Genomic DNA, 22,829 nt, shown 5'->3' on the forward strand with positions numbered 1-22,829 from the left:
ACTCTCACCTCCTTTATCACTTAGCGATGATTTGGGGACCTTAGCTGGTGGTCTGGGCTGTTTCCCTCTTGACAATGAAGCTTATCCCCCACTGTCTCACTGGCAATGTGTACTCTGGGTATTCAGAGTTTGTCTCGATTTGGTACCGGTCTCCCAGCCCGCACCGAAACAGTGCTTTACCCCCAGATATAATCATTACCGCTGCGCCTAAACACATTTCGGGGAGAACCAGCTAGCTCCTGGTTCGATTGGCATTTCACCCCTAACCACAACTCATCCGCTGATTTTTCAACATCAGTCGGTGCGGACCTCCACTTGGTGTTACCCAAGCTTCATCCTGGCCATGGTTAGATCACCAGGGTTCGGGTCTATAAACACTGATAATATTCGCCCTTTTCAGACTCGGTTTCCCTTTGGCTCCAGCATTCTCGCTTTAACCTACCAGTGCCTATAAGTCGTACAGCTCATTCTTCAACAGGCACGCGGTCAGACTTTGAATAGTCCTCCCACTGCTTGTAAGCTAACGGTTTCATGTTCTATTTCACTCCCCTTCCGGGGTTCTTTTCACCTTTCCCTCGCGGTACTGGTTCACTATCGGTCACACAGTAGTATTTAGCCTTACGAGGTGGTCCTCGCTGATTCACATGGGATTCCTCGTGCCCCATGCTACTCGGGATTCAGCTACTATCCTTGAGTTTTCAACTACAGGACTTTCACCTTCTTTGGTGCAGTATTTAGCTGCTTCGTTTAACCGCTAGATTCGATATCGCTGTCCCACTACCCCAAAAGGTAAACCCTTTGGTTTAGGCTCTTCCCCTTTCGCTCACCACTACTTAGGGAATCTCTGTTTTGATTTCTCTTCCTCCAGCTACTAAGATGTTTCAATTCGCTGGGTTGGCTCTCTCCTGCCTATATATTCAGCAGGTAGTATATAGGGTTGCCCCATTCGGAAATCTCCGGCTCAATGTTTGCTTCCAACTCCCCGGAGCATATCGTCGGTAACCACGTCCTTCGTCGCCTCTGTGTGCCTAGGTATCCACCGTTAGCCCTTATTCGCTTGAACCACTCAAATTTTTGGTCTTTTAACTTTTGCATTCACAATTACAAATAGTTAGTTCTGATTACCTCGCCACTTCGCACTGATTTGACTCAGTACTCAGCACTGGGCACTCATCACTAAGAATGTCTGTGTCTGCCTGCTAATTTCGCGTTACTATGCAGTTTTCAAGGTTCTGGCTGAGACTAACTCAGCAGTCTGACTCCAAAGTCATGTTGCTGAACTCTCAATATATATCAATATTATTTTTCAATGGCACTCTTGCCACAGGTGGAGGTTAGCGGACTCGAACCGCTGACATCCTGCTTGCAAAGCAGGCGCTCTACCAACTGAGCTAAACCCCCAGATTATAATTTCTAACTCATAACTTTTAACTCGTCTTTAGTTACGAATTACAAATTACGAATTAGCAATTACTTTCAGGTGGGCCATCCTGGACTCGAACCAGGGACCTCACCCTTATCAGGGGTGCGCTCTAACCACCTGAGCTAATAGCCCATTTCGAACCAAATCATAGTTTGAAAGCTTTCAACAATATGCAAATGTCTGCGACCGACCTAGGAATGACCAACTTACTATCTATATAGCTGTTTGCTTTTCGATATCTAAGGGGTGTAGCTCTCCCTGAAAAGGAGGTGATCCAGCCACACCTTCCGGTACGGCTACCTTGTTACGACTTCACCCCAGTCACCAGTCCTGCCTTAGGCATCCTCCTCCACGAATGGTTGGAGTAATGACTTCGGGCACTACCAGCTTCCATGGTGTGACGGGCGGTGTGTACAAGGCCCGGGAACGAATTCACTGCAGTATGCTGACCTGCAATTACTAGCGATTCCTCCTTCACGCAGGCGAGTTGCAGCCTGCGATCTGAACTGAGCTCCGGTTTACGGGATTTGCTTGCATTCGCATGCTTGCTGCCCTCTGTCCGGAGCATTGTAGTACGTGTGTAGCCCAAGGCGTAAGGGGCATGCTGACTTGACGTCATCCCCACCTTCCTCCGGTTTGTCACCGAGCAGTCTCTCTAGAGTGCCCAACTTAATGCTGGCAACTAAAAACGAGGGTTGCGCTCGTTGCGGGACTTAACCCAACATCTCACGACACGAGCTGACGACAGCCATGCACCACCTGTGTTCGCGCTCCCGAAGGCACTCTTCTCTTTCAAGAAGATTCGCGACATGTCAAGCCTTGGTAAGGTTCTTCGCGTTGCATCGAATTAAACCACATACTCCACCGCTTGTGCGGGCCCCCGTCAATTCCTTTGAGTTTCACCGTTGCGTAGCGTACTCCCCAGGCGGGATACTTAACGCGTTAGCTACGGCACGGCTCGGGTCGATACAAGCCACGCCTAGTATCCATCGTTTACGGCTAGGACTACTGGGGTATCTAATCCCATTCGCTCCCCTAGCTTTCGTCCCTCAGTGTCAGTTACGGCCTAGCAGAGCGCCTTCGCCACTGGTGTTCTTCCTGATCTCTACGCATTTCACCGCTACACCAGGAATTCCCTCTGCCCCGAACGTACTCTAGCTATGTAGTTTCCACTGCTCTTATCTAGTTGAGCTAGACTCTTTAACAGCAGACTTACATTGCCACCTGCGGACGCTTTACGCCCAATCATTCCGGATAACGCTTGCATCCTCCGTATTACCGCGGCTGCTGGCACGGAGTTAGCCGATGCTTATTCCTCAGGTACCGTCATTGTGTTCTTCCCTGAGAAAAGAGGTTTACGACCCAAGAGCCTTCCTCCCTCACGCGGTATTGCTCCGTCAGGCTTTCGCCCATTGCGGAAAATTCCCCACTGCTGCCTCCCGTAGGAGTCTGGGCCGTGTCTCAGTCCCAGTGTGGCTGATCGTCCTCTCAGACCAGCTACTGATCGTCGCCTTGGGAGTCCATTACACTTCCAACTAGCTAATCAGACGCGAGCTCATCTTCAGGCAGCAAGCCTTTCACCTTTCGGCACATCCGGTATTAGCCACCGTTTCCAGTGGTTGTCCCAGACCTGAAGCCAGATTCTCACGCGTTACTCACCCGTCCGCCACTATGTCCGAAGACACCGTTCGACTTGCATGTGTTAAGCATACCGCCAGCGTTCATCCTGAGCCAGGATCAAACTCTCCGTTTTGTGGAAAGCTCTATAGCTCATTTAGCTGCTCTTTTTTAACTTCAGCTTAGTTATTTTTATTTGATTTGCTTGACGCAATACACTTGCTGTATAATCGCTTTCAAACTATAATATTTTCAAGGTTCGGTGTCCCTGTAAGCGTCGCTCTTTCGCGCTCCGCTTCAAGCACTTATTCAATATAGCGAACCTATCTCCTTGTGTCAACTATTTTTCCCAAAATAACTTTGGACGGTTTTTCTGTCTCCTGAAACTAACTACAGTGTTGGGTTGTAGGCAACAATGGTTTATGCACTGTGTTGACTAAGGATGGAACAAGCGTGAATTTTCAGTCGATAATAAGTTTACTGAATCATTTCTGGGGCGATCGCGGTTGTCTTATTGCCCAGTCATACGATATTGAGAAGGGGGCTGGTACTAAGAATCCCCAGACTTTTTTAAGAGCATTGGGACCAGAACCCTGGGCTGTTGCTTATGTTGAACCCTGTCGTAGACCTACTGATGGACGCTACGGCGAAAATCCCAACCGCTTTCAACACTATTATCAGTACCAAGTTCTGATTAAGCCATCACCAGATAATATTCAGGAGATTTATCTTGATTCGTTAAGAGCTTTAGGTATTCGTCCTGAAGACCACGATATTAGGTTTGTAGAGGATAACTGGGAAGATGCAACTGTGGGAGCTTGGGGTACTGGGTGGGAAGTATGGTTAGATGGGATGGAAGTTACTCAATTTACCTACTTTCAACAGTGTGGAGGAATTGATTGCCGTCCGGTGTCGATTGAAATTACATACGGGCTAGAGCGGCTGACAATGTATCTCCAGCAAGTAGAAGCATTTACTAAGATTCAGTGGACAGACAACATTACTTATGGCGATGTTTTCCTGCAAAGTGAGATTGAGCAATGCACATACAACTTTGAAGCGTCAAATCCTGAGTTGCTACTGACATTATTTAATTTGTATGAGCAGGAAGCTACCCAATTGACAGAGCGAGGATTGGTAGTGCCTAGCTTAGATTATGTAATGAAGTGTTCACACACATTCAATCTGCTGGATGCTAGAGGTGTGATTTCGGTGACGGAGAGAACTCGCTATATTGGCAGGATTCGGTATTTGGCTAGGAAGGTAGCTCATTTATATGTTGAGCAAAGGGAGAAGTTGGGTTTTCCGTTGCTCAAAGATACTGTGAGTTCAACAGGAAACCCTATATCCTAAAGGGTGCGGCTACCCGAACTAAGTACAGCTTTGTGTAAAATAAGAGCGTTTTTGAAGGCAGAGGAACGCAAAGTAAAGGCAAAAGTACGCAGGCAGGGTCGTACCAAATTTAATTCACTACGATTTTGTGTTCTGTTTATCCTTGTGGCACAGAGGTTTAAGCCAGGTATATTTTTTTGATCTGGCTTTTGCTAAAAAATAGAAGTACGGTTAAATATTGTATCTAGAACATTAAAGCTACAAGAAGGATAAGGTCCGCCTGTGCGGGCTTTGTTTATATAAACTTGATGGATTATACTCACCACAAGCATAAAAACTTTTCGCTGTTGCTGATTAGAGAGATAAAAAGCTCACGCAGAGGTGCTTCAAGCACAGATAATAAGAATTTGGAATATTTGATTTTTGACTTTCATAACCAAATTCAGCAACGCCGACTTTTCTTTATTGCTGCCCTGTCTATATTTAAATCACCTGCAAATTCAGGTTGCCAGGTGCTTTTACAAAAATCTTATGATTCAAACCAGTGGTGTAATTATTTGTCTTGGCTACATTTTTGGGTTGCTGCTTACAGCAGTTCCTTGGGGTGGTGTGGGGATTTTGGTTGTGGGGATTGTGGGAGCAATACTCTTTAGAAAACGCACCACACTACAGCAATTTGCTCAGAAACCGGAAAATGCTGGAAGTAAAAATAAGGCAGTGCCTAATATTTGGCAAAGTACTCCCCATCCTCGAATATGGCTAGCTGCTGGCTTGGTGGGATTATTGGCAACTTTATATTTTCAATGGCGAATGCCACAACCGGGTGCAAAAGATATTAGTCAGTTTGTCCCGCCTGGAAATAGCAGCAATCAAGAACAACTTGTGATTGTACGCGGTGAAGTGGCGAGTAATCCCCGCTTAACTCGCAGTCAGCGAGGACAATTTTGGCTGGAAACGACTCAGTTAGATGAAGTTAAAAATGATAAAGGTTCAGCAGGTGTCCCACAAGGGGTTACAGGCAAATTGTATGTGACAGTCCCCATACTTCAGGCTACTGGGTTATACCCTAGTCAACAAATTGCCGTGACTGGGATTTTGTACAAACCAAAGGCGGCTTCCAACCCTGGCGGTTTCGATTTTCAGAAGTTTCTCAAGCAGGAAGGAACTTTTGCTGGTCTAATTGGGCGACAAATAAATGTTTTAGATCAGGAACGTAAATGGGGATGGTGGCAAATTCGGGAGCGAATTGTGCGCTCGCAAGTTCGTTGGTTGGGTATTCCTGAAGGACCTCTTGTCAGCGCAATGGTTTTAGGTAGCAAAGCTGTTGATTTACCCTACGATATCCGAGACTTATTTGTACAAGCCGGATTAGCTCATGCTTTAGCAGCTTCTGGGTTCCAAACCTCTTTGATTCTGAGTTTAATCTTACAGTTAACGAGACGGGCAAGAAAAGGAACACAATTTACCCTTGGGTTTTTGGGTTTAATCATTTTTCTGAGTTTAACAGGGTTTCAACCTGCGATTCTCAGAGCTGTAATTATGGGTTTTGCGGCATTAGTTGGTCTGCTATTAAAAAGGAAGGTAAAACAGTTTGGCTCGTTACTATTAGCAGCAACTCTGCTATTAGTTTTTAATCCTCTATGGATTTGGGATTTAGGTTTTCAATTGAGTTTTTTAGCAACATTAGGATTAGTTGTAACAGTACCCGCATTAGTCAATCGCCTAGCATGGCTACCACCTGCGATCGCTGCTTTAATTGCTGTTCCCCTAGCTGCAACTATTTGGACTTTACCTGTGCAACTTTTTGTCTTTGGGGTTGTACCATCTTATAGTCTGTTGCTGAATGTGGTTAGTACTCCATTAATTTCGATCATTAGTATAGGTGGAATTATCAGTGCGTTAGTAGGTTTAGTTTGGACTGAAGCAGGAAGCCTCCTAGCCGGGGTGTTACATTATCCTACTGATTGGCTAATTAAACTAGTGGAATTTTTTAGCAAGTTACCTGGAAATTCTGTTGCCGTAGGCAGCATATCTACTTGGCAGCTTTTAGCAATTTATATACTAATTGTATTGGTCTGGCTAGTGCGTTGGTGGCAAAGGCGGTGGTGGTTTGCTAATGTGATTGCGATTGGTTTAGTATTCATCCCACTTTGGCACTCTAAAAATACATTGTTTAGGATAACTGTCTTAGAATCTGGGACAGAACCAATTGTAGTTGTTCAAGATCGAGGTACTGTAACTGTAATTAATAGTGGTGATGAAGGTACAGGACGTTTTACAATTTTACCGTTTTTACAACAGCAGGGTGTAAATCAAATAAATTGGGCGATCGCAACTGATTTTCAAGGCAATGAAAGTAATGCTTGGTTTGAATTAATGCAACGGTTACCAATTAATAATTTTTATGAATATTCCAACCAAACAGATAATTCTATTACAAATCAGGCAATTCAACAGGAACTACAAAAACATCAAGGAATTTATCAAACTTTAGCAGTTGGGCAAGCTGTGAAAACTGGTTCTATAGTAGCCCAGTTAATCAACGACCAATTACCAATTTTACAATTGCAAATTTTAGACCAGAATTGGTTATTAATAGGTAATGTTAAATCTAAAGAGGTACAGCAACTAGTTAAAAATGGAAGTTTGCCTAGTCCACAAGTGCTTTGGTGTGCCCCAGAGTCCTTGAAAGATTTAGTTATTGCTCTGCAACCACAAGTAGCGATCGCTTCTTCTGCCAACTTTGATCCAAAAACTTTATCTGAACTGAATCAAAATCAAACTAAACTGTTCTTTACAGGACGAGATGGGGCTATCCAATGGACTCCTAATGGTCAGTTTGAGGCCTTTATTGAATCAACAGAAAACAAATCATCTGTTTTATAAAAAACTTAAAAATTCAGTAAATTCAAAAAAATGAGAGAACGCGTCCCTTACGCCAAGATTGGGAACAGGTTAAAGATGACATTATGCGGCAAGCTGTGCTGTGTAAATTTCAAACTCATACAGATATTAGAGATATCTTACTTTCTACAAACAATGTAGAAATTGTTGAAAACTCACCTATCGATTTTTACTGGGGTTGCGGAGCCGATGGGAGTGGTAAAAATATGCTAGGGAAAATTTTAATGGAAGTGCGGAGTATTTTGCACCATACATAAAGGAGAGATATTGATAATAAAACTATTAAATAAGCTTGTCAAAAATAGTTTTTTAATCGAACTACTCTAGATGTGGAGAACACGAATAAAGAACAAATAGAGACGATCACAAACACTCTAATGTTGCTATATATTTATTACTCTTCATGAGTAGAAATCTGAAAGCCTCGAGTAACGATCGCTATATAAACTTTTACCTTTTCTAAACTTATGCTGTGGTAAAGCAGACTGATGAAAGATGCGTCCTGGTTTTGGGAATACTAGATTTAACACCAGACTTTGCAGGAAGAAGTTGATGTCTAAAATGCGAATGGAATAACCAGATCGAAAAATACAGTTCCCTTGCAATTACCCATAACATACCTAAAACCAGTGAAGCGTAATACAATTACCCATGAATTTGACTCTGGTTCACAAGCAGAAATAATACCTCTACAAGAAAGTAATGACCATTTGTCAGAAGCGTCCAAGCTACTAAGGCAAGGAATTCAACAGCAGCAAGGTGGCGAATTAATAACGGCTATGAAGTCTTTACAGCAATCCTTGGGGCTATTTCAGGCAGTTGGCGATTTAGAAAAACAGGCACAGGTACTTTCTTTTTTAGGATTGGTAACTTACAGCGCTGGAGACTACAAAGGTGCTATCTCTTACTCCCAACAGTGTTTGTCTTTGCTTAATAACACCTCAGATTTAGCATTGCAGATGCAAGCACTTTCCCATTTAGGAAATGCATACCGTCATTTGAACGATCATAATAAAGCTATTGAGTTTCTAGAAAAATGTTTGAAAATAACGCAACAGTTGCAAGACAAACGCAGTCAAGTCGCAGCACTCAATAATTTGGGATTGGTGTATAAAGCTTTAGGTAATTTTACACAGGCTATTGAGTATCAACAGCAAAGTCTAGAGATTGTGAGGGAACTCAAAGATAATTGGGGGGAGGAACAGGTACTCAAGAATTTGGGTAATGCTTGGTATGCTTTAAACAATTACCCAAAAGCGATCGCCTATTATGAGCAATGTGTAGTACTATCACGCTCCTTAAAAAATGTTCGCAGTGCTTCTCAAGTGCTAAAAAATCTGGGCAATGCTTGTTATGCTTTAAGTGATTATACCAAAGCCATTAAGTATTATGAAGATCGGTTGCAATTAGCTAGACAAATTCCAGATAAGCGTATCGAGGAACAGTCTTTAGGTAATTTAGTAGTTGCTTGTGAAGCTTTGGGTGACTATAAAAAAGCAATTACATATCATGAAGAACGTTTGCTACTAGCTAGGAGTATGAAAGATCGGCGCACTGAAGAAGAAGTTCTTACCAGTCTGGAAAAAGCTTATAAAGCCTTGGGTGATTATGCCAAAGCTATGCAATATCAGCAGAGAACATCTTCAAATAGCTAAAAAGCAAGGCTGGGAAACAATTCAAAATTACTAGCACAAATCAATTCCCCCGATTGTTTTTTGTTGTTGGAGATATACGAGAACTTCTAATGTATCTACTTGGGGAAATTCTGCGTAAAAATTACTCACACTCCAGAAGGGTTCGGGTGTTTCCAAGACTATTGTGCGATCGCCCCACTGTTCTAACCAAGGTAGCAATTTTTGTGGCGCTACTGGAGTACATAGCCAAACTGCTGCTGGAGAAAGCGCTCTCATAGCATTTGCTGCTACCGCTATTGTCATACCTGTAGCAATGCCATCATCAACTAAGATCAGCGTAGCATTCTCTGCATTCACCTGCGGACAAGCAGGGATTAATTGAGCCTCAAGAGACTTAGCAAGGTTTATCGCTTTATTTAAAGCTATTTCTCGCCACCGCGCATCATATTTAGAGCGAAATAGCTTTTGATCAGTCCAAAGAACATTTCCAGAAGTAGTCACTGCACCAATTGCTAACTCTGGGTTTTCGGGATGGCTAATCTTTTTTGCCACAACGATTGTCAACGGACAATCTAAAAGACGTGCTATTGGTGCTGCTACTGGTATACCCCCTCTTGGCAAAGCATAAACAATTGGTACAGGCTTTACCCCAGAATCAATAGTTTGCTGAGTCAAAACATCATGAATTACTCGCGCCAATACTTCACCCGCATGGGTACGATCGGCGAAAAGTGGGGTATATGACATGGTTTCCCCCAGCATCTTAGGACGGCACTGCTTTTATCATGACTGAATTTTGTCTCAAATTAACTGATACAATAAGATTTGTATAAATAATTAAGTATTCAGCAAAAGTTTATTGTACTGATAAATATCCAGCCAAAGGGCTATTTAAATCAGATATAACAACTGGTGCTGATGCCAAAATCCTGATTTTCATGAGCAGCGAAACCCAACTCAGCCTCTTCGACGACTCAACTTTTAATCAACGAGAACTGATTCCTACAGACGCGAAAATTCCGATCGCTCCCGGAACTTATTCTGACATAACGGAGTTGACACAGCATTGCGATCGCTGCCACCGTTGTCCATTAGGAGATACTCGAATTCATGCTGTTGTCGGACGTGGTAATCCCAAAGCACCAATTATGGTTATAGGGGAAGCACCAGGTCAAAATGAAGATGAAACGGGTTTACCATTTGTAGGCAGATCGGGACAATTGCTGGAGAAAATTTTGGCATCAGTGAATCTAACTACTGAGCATGATGTATATATTGCCAATATCAATAAATGTCGCCCCCCAGATAATAGAGTTCCCACTCCTGTAGAGGTGGCGGCTTGTCTACCATACCTACTAGAACAAATTCGCTTAGTTGACCCCAAAATAATTTTGTTAACGGGTGCGACTGCTGTCAAAGGTATCACTGGCGATAAGCGGGGAATTACGAAAATTCGCGGTCAGTGGCTAGAGTGGGAAGGGCGTTTATGTATGCCAATTTTTCATCCTTCTTACTTGCTGCGTAACCCTTCTAAAGAAAGAGGTGCGCCAAAATGGTTGATGTGGCAGGATATCCAGGTAGTACGTGCCAAGTTAGACGAAATTCAAAATAACAGCTAATGCTTAATCCCCTCTTTTTCCAGGGTTATGATTACCAATATCTTTTCAATTACTCACTTGGTTGCTATCCCAGTTGGAAAGAAATTCTAAAGCTAATAGCTAAAGTCTTCTCAAGAGGACTAAATTTAAGATTTTAAGCGATGTAAATGACTAGACTCTGTATGTGAAAGAGAAAATTTCAGTCTATTGATTGCGATCGCTATTTTAACGTGAGTCTCCAACGGAGGCACACGTTATTTTAATTGAATATAACGACTTGCTTGTTAGGGGTAAAACTGGAACTAGCGCGCCCCTTGCCAAGGGGTGCGCTAGCACAGGTGAGGTACTTTGGTTATGGGTAATTGAGCAGACTCAATATTACCTTTTACCTTTTAGACGCGAAATTTCAAGTCTCTATTCGTCGTCGAAATCATCTTCGTCGTCTTCCTCTTCTTCCTCGTAATCGTCGTCGTCTACTACTTCGTCAGCAATTAATTCATCTTCTTCATCTAGAATTGACCTTTCTGCACGTCTGCTGCCAAAGCCAGATTCCCCAAGAGTAGGAGAATCTAAATTATAGGTGCGAGCATTGCGATCATCTAAGACCATATCTAGGGGATCGTCAACTTCATCTAACACACTACTGGTAATTTCAGCAGCATAGTCATCGATCGCTCCTGGTTCTTCATAGGTATTATATCCAGTACCAGCCGGAATCAATCGCCCGATAATCACGTTTTCCTTTAATCCGCGCAGCCAGTCAGATTTGCCTTCGATAGCTGCTTCGGTGAGTACCCGTGTTGTCTCTTGGAAGGACGCGGCGGAAATAAAGCTGTCGGTGTTCAACGATGCTTTAGTGATCCCCAATAATACTGGGGTATACTGTGCCCTAGCACCGCCTGTAATTGCCATAGCTTCGTTCACCTGCTCAACTTGACGCAGTTCCACCAATTCGCCGGGAAGCATTGTGGTGTCACCACCATCATCAATCCTAACTTTGTTGGTCATCTGGCGAACAATCACTTCAATGTGCTTATCGGAAATATCAATCCCTTGAGACTGGTACACCATTTGCACTTCATTCACCAAGAAAGTCTGTACCTTTTGTAAAGCAAGGCTAGCACAAGCATAGATTCCATCTTCGGAACCCAAGCTAAAGAAGATTTCCAAAATTTCGTGGGGATTGGATGGCCCATCAGTTAACGGTTGTCCCGCTAATACTATTGAGCCATCTGGCACAATTAAGTTTTGTCCCGGTCCCAGAGGATAATCTGTCACCACGCCATTTGATTCTACGACCTTGATGGCGATCGCTTCATCACCATCACCGTAAACTACCTTAACTTCGCCGCCCCGCCGACATAAGATGCACGCTTCTTTCGGTTTACGAGCTTCAAGTAGTTCCTCAATCCGGGGCAAACCTTGAATGATATCTCCGGTTTTGGCGCGTTCAAACACCAGCAACACCAAGTTATCACCCCGTTGTACCAAATCGCCGTCTTCTATCTGCAACACAGCACCAGGGCTGACTCGATAAGGGCGACCTATACGGGTAGTAATAACGTAGTTTTTACTACTTAAAGCTGATTCCCCACCAGATGCAGCAGCGACACTTTTAACATCCACTACTTGCCCTGATTCTGGGGCAAAAACTCCAGGAGCGACTTCTGTACCTTCTACTAGCAAGTCACCCACTTTTACCTTTGGCTGAGTACTAGTATTAATGGGAAGCCTGTCAGCGTCGCGCAACACTAAACAGCGACGCACGTTTTCTGTTCCTTTTTGAACACCTCGTACTTCCCCGCCTTCTTTACACAAGATTTGGGTACGTGCGACTACAGATCCTGGGGCGATGGTTAGCCCATCGTGTACCTCAAGTGTTGTCTGGGTGCTACCTTGGGTGGCATCGGCGGTAATATCTCTACGAATTACCAAGGATTCCAAAATCACTAGTTGTAAACGTTGAACTTCTGGGTCTTCAGTATCCTCTACTAATTCAATATCTGCTGCCAGGGGTGAAGCATTATGGTCTTGTTCCCCTTCTTGCTCAATTTCCAGCACTAGCTGGGTTCGCAGCAGTTCTACACCTTCAACAGATTTGACGCGTTCTGAATCTTTGTAAGGTAGTCGCTGCACCGCTCTTAATTGAATCGATCGCCCGGTTTGTTGACTTACCGATGTCGTTGATGGCACATCTGGATTATCAGGGACGGCAAACTCAACTACTGGACGGCTCAACAGGGCGGGTCCTTCTGGTGTCTCTACATACTGGATATAACGCAATTCCGTAGCGACATTACCTTGGAATTCCTCACCTGGTTGGATGAAAGTGTTATCTCGCCCGATAACAGATTCGGGATCGTCCACCATCAGTAGTTCCCCTGGCTTCACCACCACTTCCCGCAGGATGTCGTTTTTCTGGGTCACTTCTACCACACCACTGTTTTGGCAGAAGATATCTTTTACCACTTCAGTGCCAGCTTCGACAAACTGACCGTCTTCCACCAACAGCAAGGAGATATCTTTATTAACTTCGTGGCTTTCTTCGGGAATCCACAACAGTGTACCGCCCTGGACGACTTCATAACCCAGCTTGGCTTTGCCTTTTTTCTGGACTTCGACACCTGCAAATTTCAGGAATCCACCAGTGGTTGTGCGATAGCGGTCATCAATTAACTCAGCTACCACTTGACCATTCTGCACTTTTGTGCCTGGTGTAGCTCGGAGGTTAAATACTTGGTTGTTGCCAGTAGAAACTAAGTAGTTATTGCGACCTTGGGAACTTTGGACTGTCACCGTTGCTTGGTCTAAGACCACAGAAGCGGTGATAATCTCAATTTCCCTGGTACTCTTACCTGGGGTAGCTTCTGGCAAGCGCACCACACCGCCATGCAAACTGGTTAACTTGGTTTCTGCTAAAACTCCATTAGAAGCGATCGCATCACCATTTTTCACCACCAATTCTGCACCAGGTGGCAAGTTGTAAACTTCCCCAGACAAAATCCAAATCAAACCACCACGCGCGGCTGTGGTTGTAGTATTGCCTTGACGGTCAGTTTTTTGTTCTGGAACAACTTCGGCAAATTGCACTTCCCCTGCTAAGTCAGAGGCGACATCTTTAACTGCTTTTTCTGTATTAGTCCGAGTTGTGCGTCCACCAAGGGCAACCTCTGCCAACAACTGACCTTGTTTTACCTTATTTCCATCAAATACATATAGTGTTGAACCTTGGGTAAGATGAACCTCTTGGTTTTCTGGGGTAACATCACCTACTTTTGTTGGCTCCAAAAGCATGATGCCATTAGCCTCAACATAGAGGGCATCTTCCCCGTGGCGGGTACGATATGTTCTAGTTTTCAGTTTGCGGGGAAGTTTGACAGTCCCATCAATTTTAGAACGAACTTGTTGTGCTACTTCTCCAGTAAACACCCCACCAGTGTGGAATGTCCGCATGGTTAACTGAGTACCAGGTTCGCCGATACTTTGGGCAGCAATAATCCCTACAGCTTCGCCCAAGTCCACCATCTTGGCGTGTGCCAAACTCCAACCGTAGCAGTGTTGACAGACAGAACGGGCAGCTTCACAAGTTAGTGGCGATCGCACCACAACTTCTCCCACCCCAGACTTTTCAATTTTCTTCGCCAATTCTTCAGGAATTGGCGAATTGCGTGCTGCAATCAATTCTTTTGTGACCGGATGCACTACATCTTCGCCAATTACCCGTCCCATTAAGCGGGTTGCCAAAGGAATCAAGGTTTTGGCACCTTCTGTCATTGGTCGAATGGCAAGACCTCTGGTAGTCCCACAATCAAATTCCCGAATAATTACATCCTGGGAAACGTCCACCAATCGGCGGGTGAGATAACCAGAGTCAGCCGTCCGCAACGCAGTATCCACCAATCCTTTTCGGGCACCGTAAGACGAAATAATGTATTCCGTCACAGTTAGCCCTTCACGGAAGTTGGTTTTGATCGGTAAATCGATAATTTCCCCTTGAGGATCTGCCATCAGTCCCCGCATCCCCACCAACTGCCGGACTTGTGAGATGTTACCCCGTGCCCCGGAGAATGCCATCATATATACGGAGTTCAGGGGATTCGTCTTCTTGAAGTGAACGACTACTTCGTCTTTCAAAGCTTCACTGGTACCATTCCAAGTATCGATTACCTTTTGGAAGCGTTCTACTTCAGTGATTTCTCCCCGTTGATAACGGGTTTCAGTAGCGCGAATTTCTTCCTCGGCTGCTTCTAAGAGCAATCGTTTAGTTGGTGGTATCATCAAGTCATCTACACTGATGGAAACCCCTGCTTTGGTAGCATAGCGAAATCCCAAATCTTTCAATTTGTCCGCCATCACTGCGGTTCGCGCTGTACCATAATTCGTAAAAGCCCAAGAAATTAAATTTCTCAGTTGACCTTTGTCAACCACGCGATTGCGAAAAATCATTTTTTCGTTAGTCATTAATCATTAGTCCTGAGTCATCAATAATTAATAATTCGTAATTCGTAGTTCGTAATTCGTAATTAATTCTTTAATTACGAATTACAAATTAGAAATTACGAATTAACTTGCTAGTGCTTCCTGAATGGCATTGTTGTAAATAACGCGGCCAGGAGTTGTGTATATATACTGTGAAAGTACATTGCCTTTAGCGTCTTGTCTGACTCGACGGAACTTATAGAGTAATGTGCGAGTACCATCCTCGTTTTCCGTCACTTTCACGGGTTCTGTATCCGGTTGGTCTGATTCTATTTCGCCGTCAAACCTTACGTAAATATAGGCGTGCAAGTCAATTTGATCTTGCTGGAAAGCCATAATTACATCCTCTAGCGAAGAAAAGTAATTTCCTGCTCCTTTTGTTGCACCGGGATTTTCTGCTGTTAAATAATAGGCTCCCAACACCATATCTTGGCTAGGCGTGATGATCGGTTTACCTGTGGCTGGTGACAAAATATTGTTAGAAGCCAACATCAACAACCGCGCTTCAGCCTGACTTTCTAACGACAGAGGGACGTGTACCGCCATTTGGTCGCCGTCAAAGTCGGCGTTAAACGCTGGACAAACCAGAGGATGCAATTGAATTGCTCTACCTTCTACTAAAATCGGTTCAAAAGACTGAATACCCAAACGGTGCAATGTTGGTGCCCGATTTAGCATTACAGGATGTCCTTCAATCACCTCTTCTAACACATCCCAAACACTGGGATCATTGCGGGATATCAGCTTTTTCGCAGCTTTGATGTTATTCACCATACCGCTACGAATCAGGCGGTTAATCACAAATGGTTGAAATAGCTCAATTGCCATTTCTCTAGGCAAACCGCACTGGTGAATTTTCAGCTTTGGCCTGACCACAATTACCGAACGTCCAGAGTAGTCAACTCGTTTACCTAACAAGTTTTGTCGGAAACGTCCTTGCTTACCCTCAATAATGTCGGACAAAGATTTCAGGGGTCGGTTATTTGCCCCTACCACAGTGCGTCCCCGACGACCATTGTCAATCAAAGCGTCCACTGCTTCTTGCAGCATCCGCTTTTCGTTCCGCACAATAATCTCTGGTGCCAAAATTTCTTGCAAGCGTGCTAAACGATTGTTCCGGTTAATTACCCGCCGATACAAATCATTCAAATCGCTAGTAGCAAACCGTCCGCCATCTAGTTGCACCATTGGCCGCAAGTCGGGCGGAATCACGGGAATAACTGCCATTACCATCCACTCTGGTTTAGAACCAGTAGCGATGAAGTTGTCAATCACCCGTAGTCGCTTAATTAGCTTGGCTCTCTTTTGTCCCTTGGCGTTGCCAATTTCTTCGCGTAGGCTTTCGGCTTCTTGTTCCAAATTGATATCGGCAAGCAAACGCAACAGCGCTTCAGCCCCAATACCTACCTCTACGCCTTGCAGCACAGAATCTTCGCTATAAATTTGGTCTTCTATTTCCAACCACTGGTCTTCACTCAGTAGTTGTTTGTAAGTTAAAGTTTCGGCATTACCTGGACTCAGGACAACATAAGAGTTGAAATAGACAATCTGCTCGACATCCCGCAAGGGCATATCCAACAGGATGGAAATATAGCTAGGAATACCCTTGAGATACCAAACATGAGCTACTGGTGCGGCGAGTTTAATATAGCCCATGCGGTGACGACGCACCCGTGACTCGGTGACTTCTACACCACAGCGCTCACAAACAATACCTCTGTGACGAACTCTCTTATACTTGCCACAATGACATTCCCAATCTTTCGCTGGGCTCAAGATGCGCTCACAAAACAAGCCATCCATCTCTGGCTTGAGAGTTCGGTAGTTAATTGTTTCTGGCTTGGTAACTTCACCGACTACTTGACCATTGGGCAATGTTCTCTCGCCCCACTGGCGAATGCGTTCAGGGGAAGCCAAGCCGATTTTTACGTAGTCAAACTGATTAGTTTGGGCAGGTCTCATACTTAATTCGTAATTCGTAATTCGTAATTAACAATTTCTAATTCGTAATTAACAATTTTTAATTCGTAATTCGTAATTGAAGAATTAATTACGAATTACGTAGCTTGCTTCTCGCCGGAGGCGAGTATTATCAATTACGAATTATTCGTCGTCTTCCAGCGATTCGCGGGAAAGAGATTCGTAAGTTGGTCGAGGAGGTGTGCGACGGGCTGATTGGTCTGCCATCAAATCGACTTCCACATCTAGGGAACTGCCGTCCGTTTGGGTTTCTACCTTGTGTACAGCAATATCTAACCCCAATGATTGCAACTCACGCATTAGCACTTTAAAGGATTCTGGAGTTCCAGGACGAGGAATTGCCTTACCTTTAACGATCGCATTTAACGCTTCATTCCGTCCTTGCATATCGTCAGATTTAACTGTGAGCAATTCCTGTAAGGTGTAAGCCGCACCAAAGGCTTCCAATGCCCACACTTCCATTTCTCCAAACCGCTGACCACCTTGTTGTGCTTTACCACCCAAGGGTTGCTGAGTCACCAGTGAGTATGGGCCTGTGGAACGGGCGTGGATCTTATCATCTACCAAATGCACCAGTTTCAGCATGTAAGCCACACCGATGGTAATTGCTCGGTCAAAGGGTTCACCTGTCCGACCGTCATACACCATGATTTTGCCTGGGTTATCTGGGTTATATACCCAGTCTTTCCCTGTTTCGTCCCGTGCTTCTTGCAATTTGCCATGCACGATTCGGCGAGATGTCTCTTCACCGTACATTTCATCAAAGGGAGTAATCTTAAATCGGACTCCCAAGGTTTGACCAGCCCAACCCAACAGGCACTCAAATACTTGTCCGACGTTCATCCGACTGGGTACGCCCAAGGGGTTAAGTACAATGTCCACTGGTGAACCATCGGGCAAATAAGGCATATCTTCCGCCGGTAATATCCGAGAAATAATCCCTTTATTACCGTGGCGTCCTGCCATTTTGTCGCCAACTTGGATTTTGCGTTTTTGAGCAACATACACCCGGACTACCATATTGGCTCCTGGTGGCAGTTCATCGCCTTGTTCGCGAGTAAACAAGCGCACATCAACTACGCGACCTTTTTCACCGTTTGGTACTCGCAGGGAATTGTCCCGCACATCCCGTGCTTTTTCACCGAAGATGGCACGCAACAGTTTTTCTTCTGGCGGTTGGTCAGATTCACCCTTGGGTGTGACTTTTCCTACTAAGATATCTCCAGCTTCTACCCATGCTCCAATGCGAATGATTCCCTGTTCATCCAACTGACGCAAAGCATCTTCACCGACGTTGGGAATTTCTCTGGTGATTTCTTCTGGTCCTAGTTTGGTTTGTCTGGCTTCAATTTCATATTTTTCAATGTGAATTGAGGTGTAGACATCATCCTGCACCAGTCTTTCAGAAATTAAAATTGCGTCTTCGTAGTTGTAGCCTTCCCAAGGCATATAGGCAACGACGATATTTTGTCCTAGTGCCAATTCACCGCCTTCGGTGGAGGAGCCATCAGCCAATACCTGACCAGCAACAACCCGTTCACCAATGCGGACGAGAGGTTTCTGATTTAAACAGGTGTCTTGGTTTGAGCGTTGGTACTTGGAAAGGGTGTATCTAATTTCGGGGGTATTCGGTTTAGGACGGACGCGAATTTCTGTAGCATCCACATAAGTAACATCACCATCGGTACGCGATACAACCACCATCCCGGAGTCTCTTGCTCCTTGGGCTTCCAAACCAGTACCCACCAAAGGACGCTCTGGTTTAAGCAGAGGTACTGCTTGCCGTTGCATGTTCGATCCCATCAGCGCTCGGTTAGCGTCATCATGCTCCAAGAAGGGAATCATGCTGGTTGCTACCGACACAATCTGTACGGGAGATACTGCTACGTAGTCCACCTGTTCTGGTGTTGTGGTGGAAAATTCTTGACGATAACGGACTGGTACTAATGGCCCAATAATGTGCCCGGTTTCATCTACAGGAATATCTCCCGGAGCAACCCGCAGGTCGTCTTCTTCATCGGCTGTCATGTAGGCTGGAGGCAGATCAAATCTGACTCGCCCATTTTCTACAGGTCTAAATGGTGTTTCTAGGAAGCCGTACAGGTTAACCCGCGCATGGGTTGCTAAGGAGCCAATCAATCCGGCGTTGGGGCCTTCTGGTGTCTCAATGGGGCAAATGCGTCCATAGTGACTAGGGTGAATATCTCGCACGGCAAAACCAGCGCGTTCACGGGTTAAACCACCAGGGCCAAGGGCACTCAGACGGCGTTTGTGGGTCAGTTCTGCCAGAGGATTGGTTTGATCCATGAACTGACTTAATTGGCTGGAACCAAAGAATTCTTTAATTGCTGCTACCAGTGGTTTGGGGTTCACCAAGGAAGCGGGAGTTAGCACTTCGGCATCGGATACAGTCATCCGTTCCCGAATGATTCTTTCTAAGCGATTTAAGCCCACCCGCACTTGGTTTTGCAGCAATTCACCGACGCTTCTCACCCGACGGTTGCCCAAGTGGTCAATGTCATCGATATTACCGATGTCATATTCTAGGTTGATCAGGTAATCTACGGCTGCCAAGATATCGCCAGCAGTCAACACGCGCATCGTGTCGGGAACAGAAAGGCGCAATTTCTTGTTGAGCTTGTACCGTCCGACGCGACCAAGGTCATAACGTTTCGGGTCAAAGAAACGAGAATCTAAAAGTTGTTGTCCACCTAAGACGGTAGGTGGTTCACCAGGACGCAGTTTCCTATATAACTCCATCAGAGCTTCTTCTTCAGAGAATTGCCCTTCTTTTTCGATAGTTTTTTGGAAATACTCTGGGTGGCGTAAGGCGTCAAATATTTCGTTGTCTGATAAACCTAAAGCTTTTAGGAGTACCTGCGCTGACAGTTTGCGGGTTTTGTCAATCCGTACCCACACCAAATCGTTACGGTCTGTTTCAAATTTCAGCCATGCTCCCCGATTGGGAATTAAGCTAGCTGAATAAGTACGTCGCCCGTTTTTGTCGATTTCTGATTTGTAATAAACGCCTGGCGATCGCACTATTTGATTGACAATTACCCGCTCGGCTCCGTTAATAATAAACGTGCCGCGATCGGTCATCAAGGGCAAATCACCAATGAATACCTCTTGCTCTTTGATTTCCCCGGTTTCCTTATTAATCAACCGTGTGGGAACATACATTTGGACAGCATAAGTACTATCCCGCCGTTTGGCTTCTTCGACGCTGTACTTTGGCTCCTTGAGTTTGTAGTTATGACCCAAAAAGTGCAGTTCTAATTTGCCCGTATAATCTGTAATAGGACTAAAGGAGTTAAGTTCTTCTATCAGCCCTTCTTCTAAAAACCAGCGAAAGCTCGAACGCTGGATTTCAATCAAGTCGGGTAACAGAAAGGCGGGTTCCATATATGTTTCTTTAGTCATGCCTCTACCTTTGTCAACCTGGTTAAATTTTCCCTTGGACACNTGCTCTTTGACGCTTCCCACTTCTAGCCAGTGCCCTGGCTGTTTGGGAACTTTTTTTTACACACTTGTGGTNTTACATCTGTCGGCAAAAGCAGCGATTAAATTTGGCTGTAATGAGCAATTTTCACAAGAAAAATTGCCCTTAATAAGGGATCGAAGTAATGAGTAATGGGTACTATGAAAGCAAGGGAAAAGTTGCTGAAAGTCTTTTTCCTTTGCATCTCATGCGCCATGGAGACAATAGCTTCTCTTGTCAGAGATGCTACGCACAGCTTGCTTAAGAGCAGGGAGAGAAGTCGGCAGAGCCGCCCAACGCCCTGGCTCCCCAATGCCCATTTCAAATAGAATATCCAGTTAAAATATTCCTGAATTTGATTTACTTTCTTCACTTCCCCTCCAAAAAGCGCGTTAATTCGCTGACGCAGCTCCATACAGTGTGTTTTAAATCCACCCCGCTGGTTTATACTCTCAGTGATATTTTAGATATCCTAAGACTGAGGGAATGATCCGCACCTTGTCGATTTTGAATCAGAATCACTTCATTTTGCTGGATTGTACTCACAAGGCAATTTGTTTAACGATTTTGAATAGGTTCAATACAAAGNNNAGCGATGTTGTGCAAAAGTCTAGCTTAATTNNNGTTGGCACAGTTAGTCATGTGNNNAGAGCATCCGCTTGTAGAGATTTTGAGGATGGCCAAGCCATAACAGCATGGAAGATTAAGATGAGAAGTTTTATGCTCCTTCTTTTATTATTATGGCGCAATCAAAATGTTTTTGAGGCACTAATATTAGCATATTTTTGTCCCCCTATAGATTTATTTTTTTTACACAACTTCACAAAAGATACTAGAACACATCTGATATTGACAAACCGAATAATTCACAGGCATTTTGGGTGGTTTGATGGGCGATCGCCTCTACCGTTTCCTGACGCAGTTTAGCTACTTGCTCGGCTACATAAAGTACGTAGGCAGGCTCGTTGCGCCTCTCGCCCCGTTTGGGAACTGGAGCGAGAAATGGGCAGTCTGTTTCAATCAGGAGGCGATCGCTACTGACCATTGCAGCGGAGGATTGGATTGCTTTGGCATTTTTAAACGTTACCGTACCGCTAAAGCTGATATAGAAGCCTAAATCGAGAAACCATTGAGTTTCTTCAGGTGTTCCTCCCCAGCAATGCATCACACCCCGCACTCTTTCTCCTTTGAGTTGCCGCCATTTCTGCAACACTTCTTTGGTTGCCACGGCAGCATCACGGCAGTGGATAATCACTGGTAAGTTTAGTTCAGATGCGATCGCCAACTGGGACTCGAACACCATGTACTGTTGCTCATAGTTATCAGCTTTGTAAAAATCCAGCCCCATTTCCCCAATTGCTACAACATTCGAGTCAGAACTCGCTAAAGTTTTGATTTTCTCGGCTGTCTCGCTATTCCATTTATCAGCATCTAAAGGATGTAATCCTACAGCAAAACTAATTTCGGGAAACTCTTGGGCTAGGGATTGAATGCTGGAAAACTCCTCCGGGTGAACACAGGAATGCACTAAACGCACTACACCTGCTTCTTGCCACCGCGATCGCACTATTGCTAAATCTGGCTGAAAACTATCAAAGTTGAGATGTACGTGCGTGTCTATCAGTTGCATCTTTTGTCCTACCCTGCTGGAAGCCGCTGGCGCGTCTATGTTGTTTGTCCTTCGTCATTTGTCGTTTGTTTTGTTACCAATGACTAAGGACAAATTACCAATGACTACTCAGCTGTTGGTGTGACGGGTTTTAGTCTGTGAGCCAATCTTGATTTTTTCCTTGCCCCATTGTTTGGGTGAAGAACACCTCGTTTGATCGCCTTATCAATTTTTCCGTAAGCCTCGGATAACCGAGCCTGTGCTTCTTGTTTTAATTCTGGGCTAGGATTAGCTGTATAAGCAGCTACAGCATTTAGGTATTTCTTCATCAGCGTCTTGACTGCTGATTTGTAAGATTTATTACGCAGTCGGTTACGTTCTGCGATTTGGGCACGCTTAAGAGCAGACTTTGTATTCGCCACAGTCAATTCCAAAAATACGATTATTAATTATGTACACACACTACTAGACTTACTAATATAGCATCCAAATTGCCAATGTTATAATTTCCTAAAAAAAATATGGAATTAGGTTTTGGGGATGAGTGAAGATCAATATTAGTTCCATATTCTTTACTTGCCAATTCAGTATTTCGTCAATTGAGGAAATGCGTTAAAATAAAGTACATCTTCTAAATAACTGTCACCCTAACTGATCACAACCTGGTTAAGCAATGTGATTGCCAATAAATATAATTTGTCTGTAAACCAGATGTATTGTTTAGAGGCAGAAACTGTAAAGAGGTAAATTTCAGGGATTCTCAAGGATAGAA

11 protein-coding genes, 2 tRNA genes, 2 rRNA genes and 1 pseudogene (1 of these 16 running past the window's edge) are annotated in these 22,829 nt (G+C 44.4%); 5 read left to right on the top strand and 11 right to left on the bottom strand.

Translation table 11 applies throughout. The features are described from left to right. From QUD05_RS14325 to QUD05_RS14340, 4 genes are all read right to left on the bottom strand, one after another. Positions 1-1,063: ribosomal RNA gene (locus QUD05_RS14325) — 23S ribosomal RNA — on the bottom strand; it reaches 1,833 nt to the left of the window's first position. Positions 1,064-1,328: 265 nt separating this feature from the next. Next, positions 1,329-1,401, bottom strand: a tRNA-Ala gene (locus tag QUD05_RS14330). An 80-nt stretch (positions 1,402-1,481) separates the two neighbouring features. Then, positions 1,482-1,555 (bottom strand) — tRNA-Ile (locus QUD05_RS14335). 130 nt (positions 1,556-1,685) lie between these two features. After that, positions 1,686-3,176, bottom strand: a 16S ribosomal RNA gene (locus QUD05_RS14340). The 16S and 23S rRNA genes sit together here with 2 tRNA genes alongside, the layout of an rRNA operon. A gap of 317 nt (positions 3,177-3,493) precedes the next feature. On the opposite strand from QUD05_RS14340, the gene glyQ reads away from it, so the two are divergent. The 4 genes and pseudogenes from glyQ (at position 3,494) to QUD05_RS14360 (ending at position 8,931) form a co-directional block, all read left to right on the top strand. Then, complete coding sequence (gene glyQ, locus QUD05_RS14345; RefSeq protein WP_289796641.1) at positions 3,494-4,393, top strand: glycine--tRNA ligase subunit alpha; 900 nt, start codon at positions 3,494-3,496, stop codon at positions 4,391-4,393. Between the two features lie 510 nt (positions 4,394-4,903). Beyond that, positions 4,904-7,258, top strand: a complete 2,355-nt coding sequence (locus tag QUD05_RS14350; RefSeq protein WP_289796642.1) for a ComEC/Rec2 family competence protein — start codon at positions 4,904-4,906, stop codon at positions 7,256-7,258. A gap of 32 nt (positions 7,259-7,290) precedes the next feature. After that, positions 7,291-7,533: pseudogene (gene ybiA, locus QUD05_RS14355) on the top strand (riboflavin biosynthesis intermediates N-glycosidase); the annotation flags it as partial. A 372-nt stretch (positions 7,534-7,905) separates the two neighbouring features. Continuing rightward, complete coding sequence (locus tag QUD05_RS14360) at positions 7,906-8,931, top strand: tetratricopeptide repeat protein (protein ID WP_289796643.1); 1,026 nt, start codon at positions 7,906-7,908, stop codon at positions 8,929-8,931. Between the two features lie 30 nt (positions 8,932-8,961). Here QUD05_RS14360 and QUD05_RS14365 read toward each other — a convergent pair whose 3' ends face one another. Next, positions 8,962-9,657 (bottom strand): phosphoribosyltransferase, encoded by a 696-nt coding sequence (locus tag QUD05_RS14365; protein WP_289796644.1) that lies wholly within the window; start codon positions 9,655-9,657, stop codon positions 8,962-8,964. 191 nt (positions 9,658-9,848) lie between these two features. On the opposite strand from QUD05_RS14365, the gene QUD05_RS14370 reads away from it, so the two are divergent. Continuing rightward, positions 9,849-10,529 (top strand): uracil-DNA glycosylase, encoded by a 681-nt coding sequence (locus QUD05_RS14370; RefSeq protein ID WP_289796645.1) that lies wholly within the window; start codon positions 9,849-9,851, stop codon positions 10,527-10,529. 393 nt (positions 10,530-10,922) lie between these two features. Here the strand turns inward: QUD05_RS14370 and QUD05_RS14375 are convergent, their stop codons facing one another. The 6 genes from QUD05_RS14375 to rpsT all read right to left on the bottom strand — a co-directional run bounded on the left by QUD05_RS14375 (position 10,923) and on the right by rpsT (position 22,479). Beyond that, the gene (locus QUD05_RS14375) at positions 10,923-14,969 is read right to left on the bottom strand and encodes a DNA-directed RNA polymerase subunit beta'' (RefSeq protein WP_289796646.1); all 4,047 of its coding nucleotides are present in this window, start codon (positions 14,967-14,969) and stop codon (positions 10,923-10,925) included. Positions 14,970-15,071: 102 nt separating this feature from the next. Continuing rightward, positions 15,072-16,949, bottom strand: a complete 1,878-nt coding sequence (locus QUD05_RS14380) for a DNA-directed RNA polymerase subunit gamma (protein ID WP_289796647.1) — start codon at positions 16,947-16,949, stop codon at positions 15,072-15,074. Positions 16,950-17,090: 141 nt separating this feature from the next. Next, entirely contained in the window at positions 17,091-20,390 is a 3,300-nt protein-coding gene (rpoB, locus tag QUD05_RS14385) for a DNA-directed RNA polymerase subunit beta (RefSeq protein WP_289796648.1), read from the bottom strand. A 140-nt stretch (positions 20,391-20,530) separates the two neighbouring features. Beyond that, the gene (locus tag QUD05_RS14390; protein WP_289796649.1) at positions 20,531-20,863 is read right to left on the bottom strand and encodes a hypothetical protein; all 333 of its coding nucleotides are present in this window, start codon (positions 20,861-20,863) and stop codon (positions 20,531-20,533) included. Between the two features lie 417 nt (positions 20,864-21,280). After that, positions 21,281-22,078, bottom strand: coding sequence for a TatD family hydrolase (locus QUD05_RS14395; protein WP_289796650.1), 798 nt, complete (start codon positions 22,076-22,078; stop codon positions 21,281-21,283). A 104-nt stretch (positions 22,079-22,182) separates the two neighbouring features. Next, positions 22,183-22,479: a 30S ribosomal protein S20 gene (gene rpsT / locus QUD05_RS14400; protein WP_289796651.1), complete on the bottom strand. Its 297-nt coding sequence runs from the start codon at positions 22,477-22,479 to the stop codon at positions 22,183-22,185. Positions 22,480-22,829: the final 350 nt, after the last annotated feature.

The organism is Nostoc sp. GT001, assembly GCF_030382115.1.
GTDB lineage: Bacteria > Cyanobacteriota > Cyanobacteriia > Cyanobacteriales > Nostocaceae > Nostoc.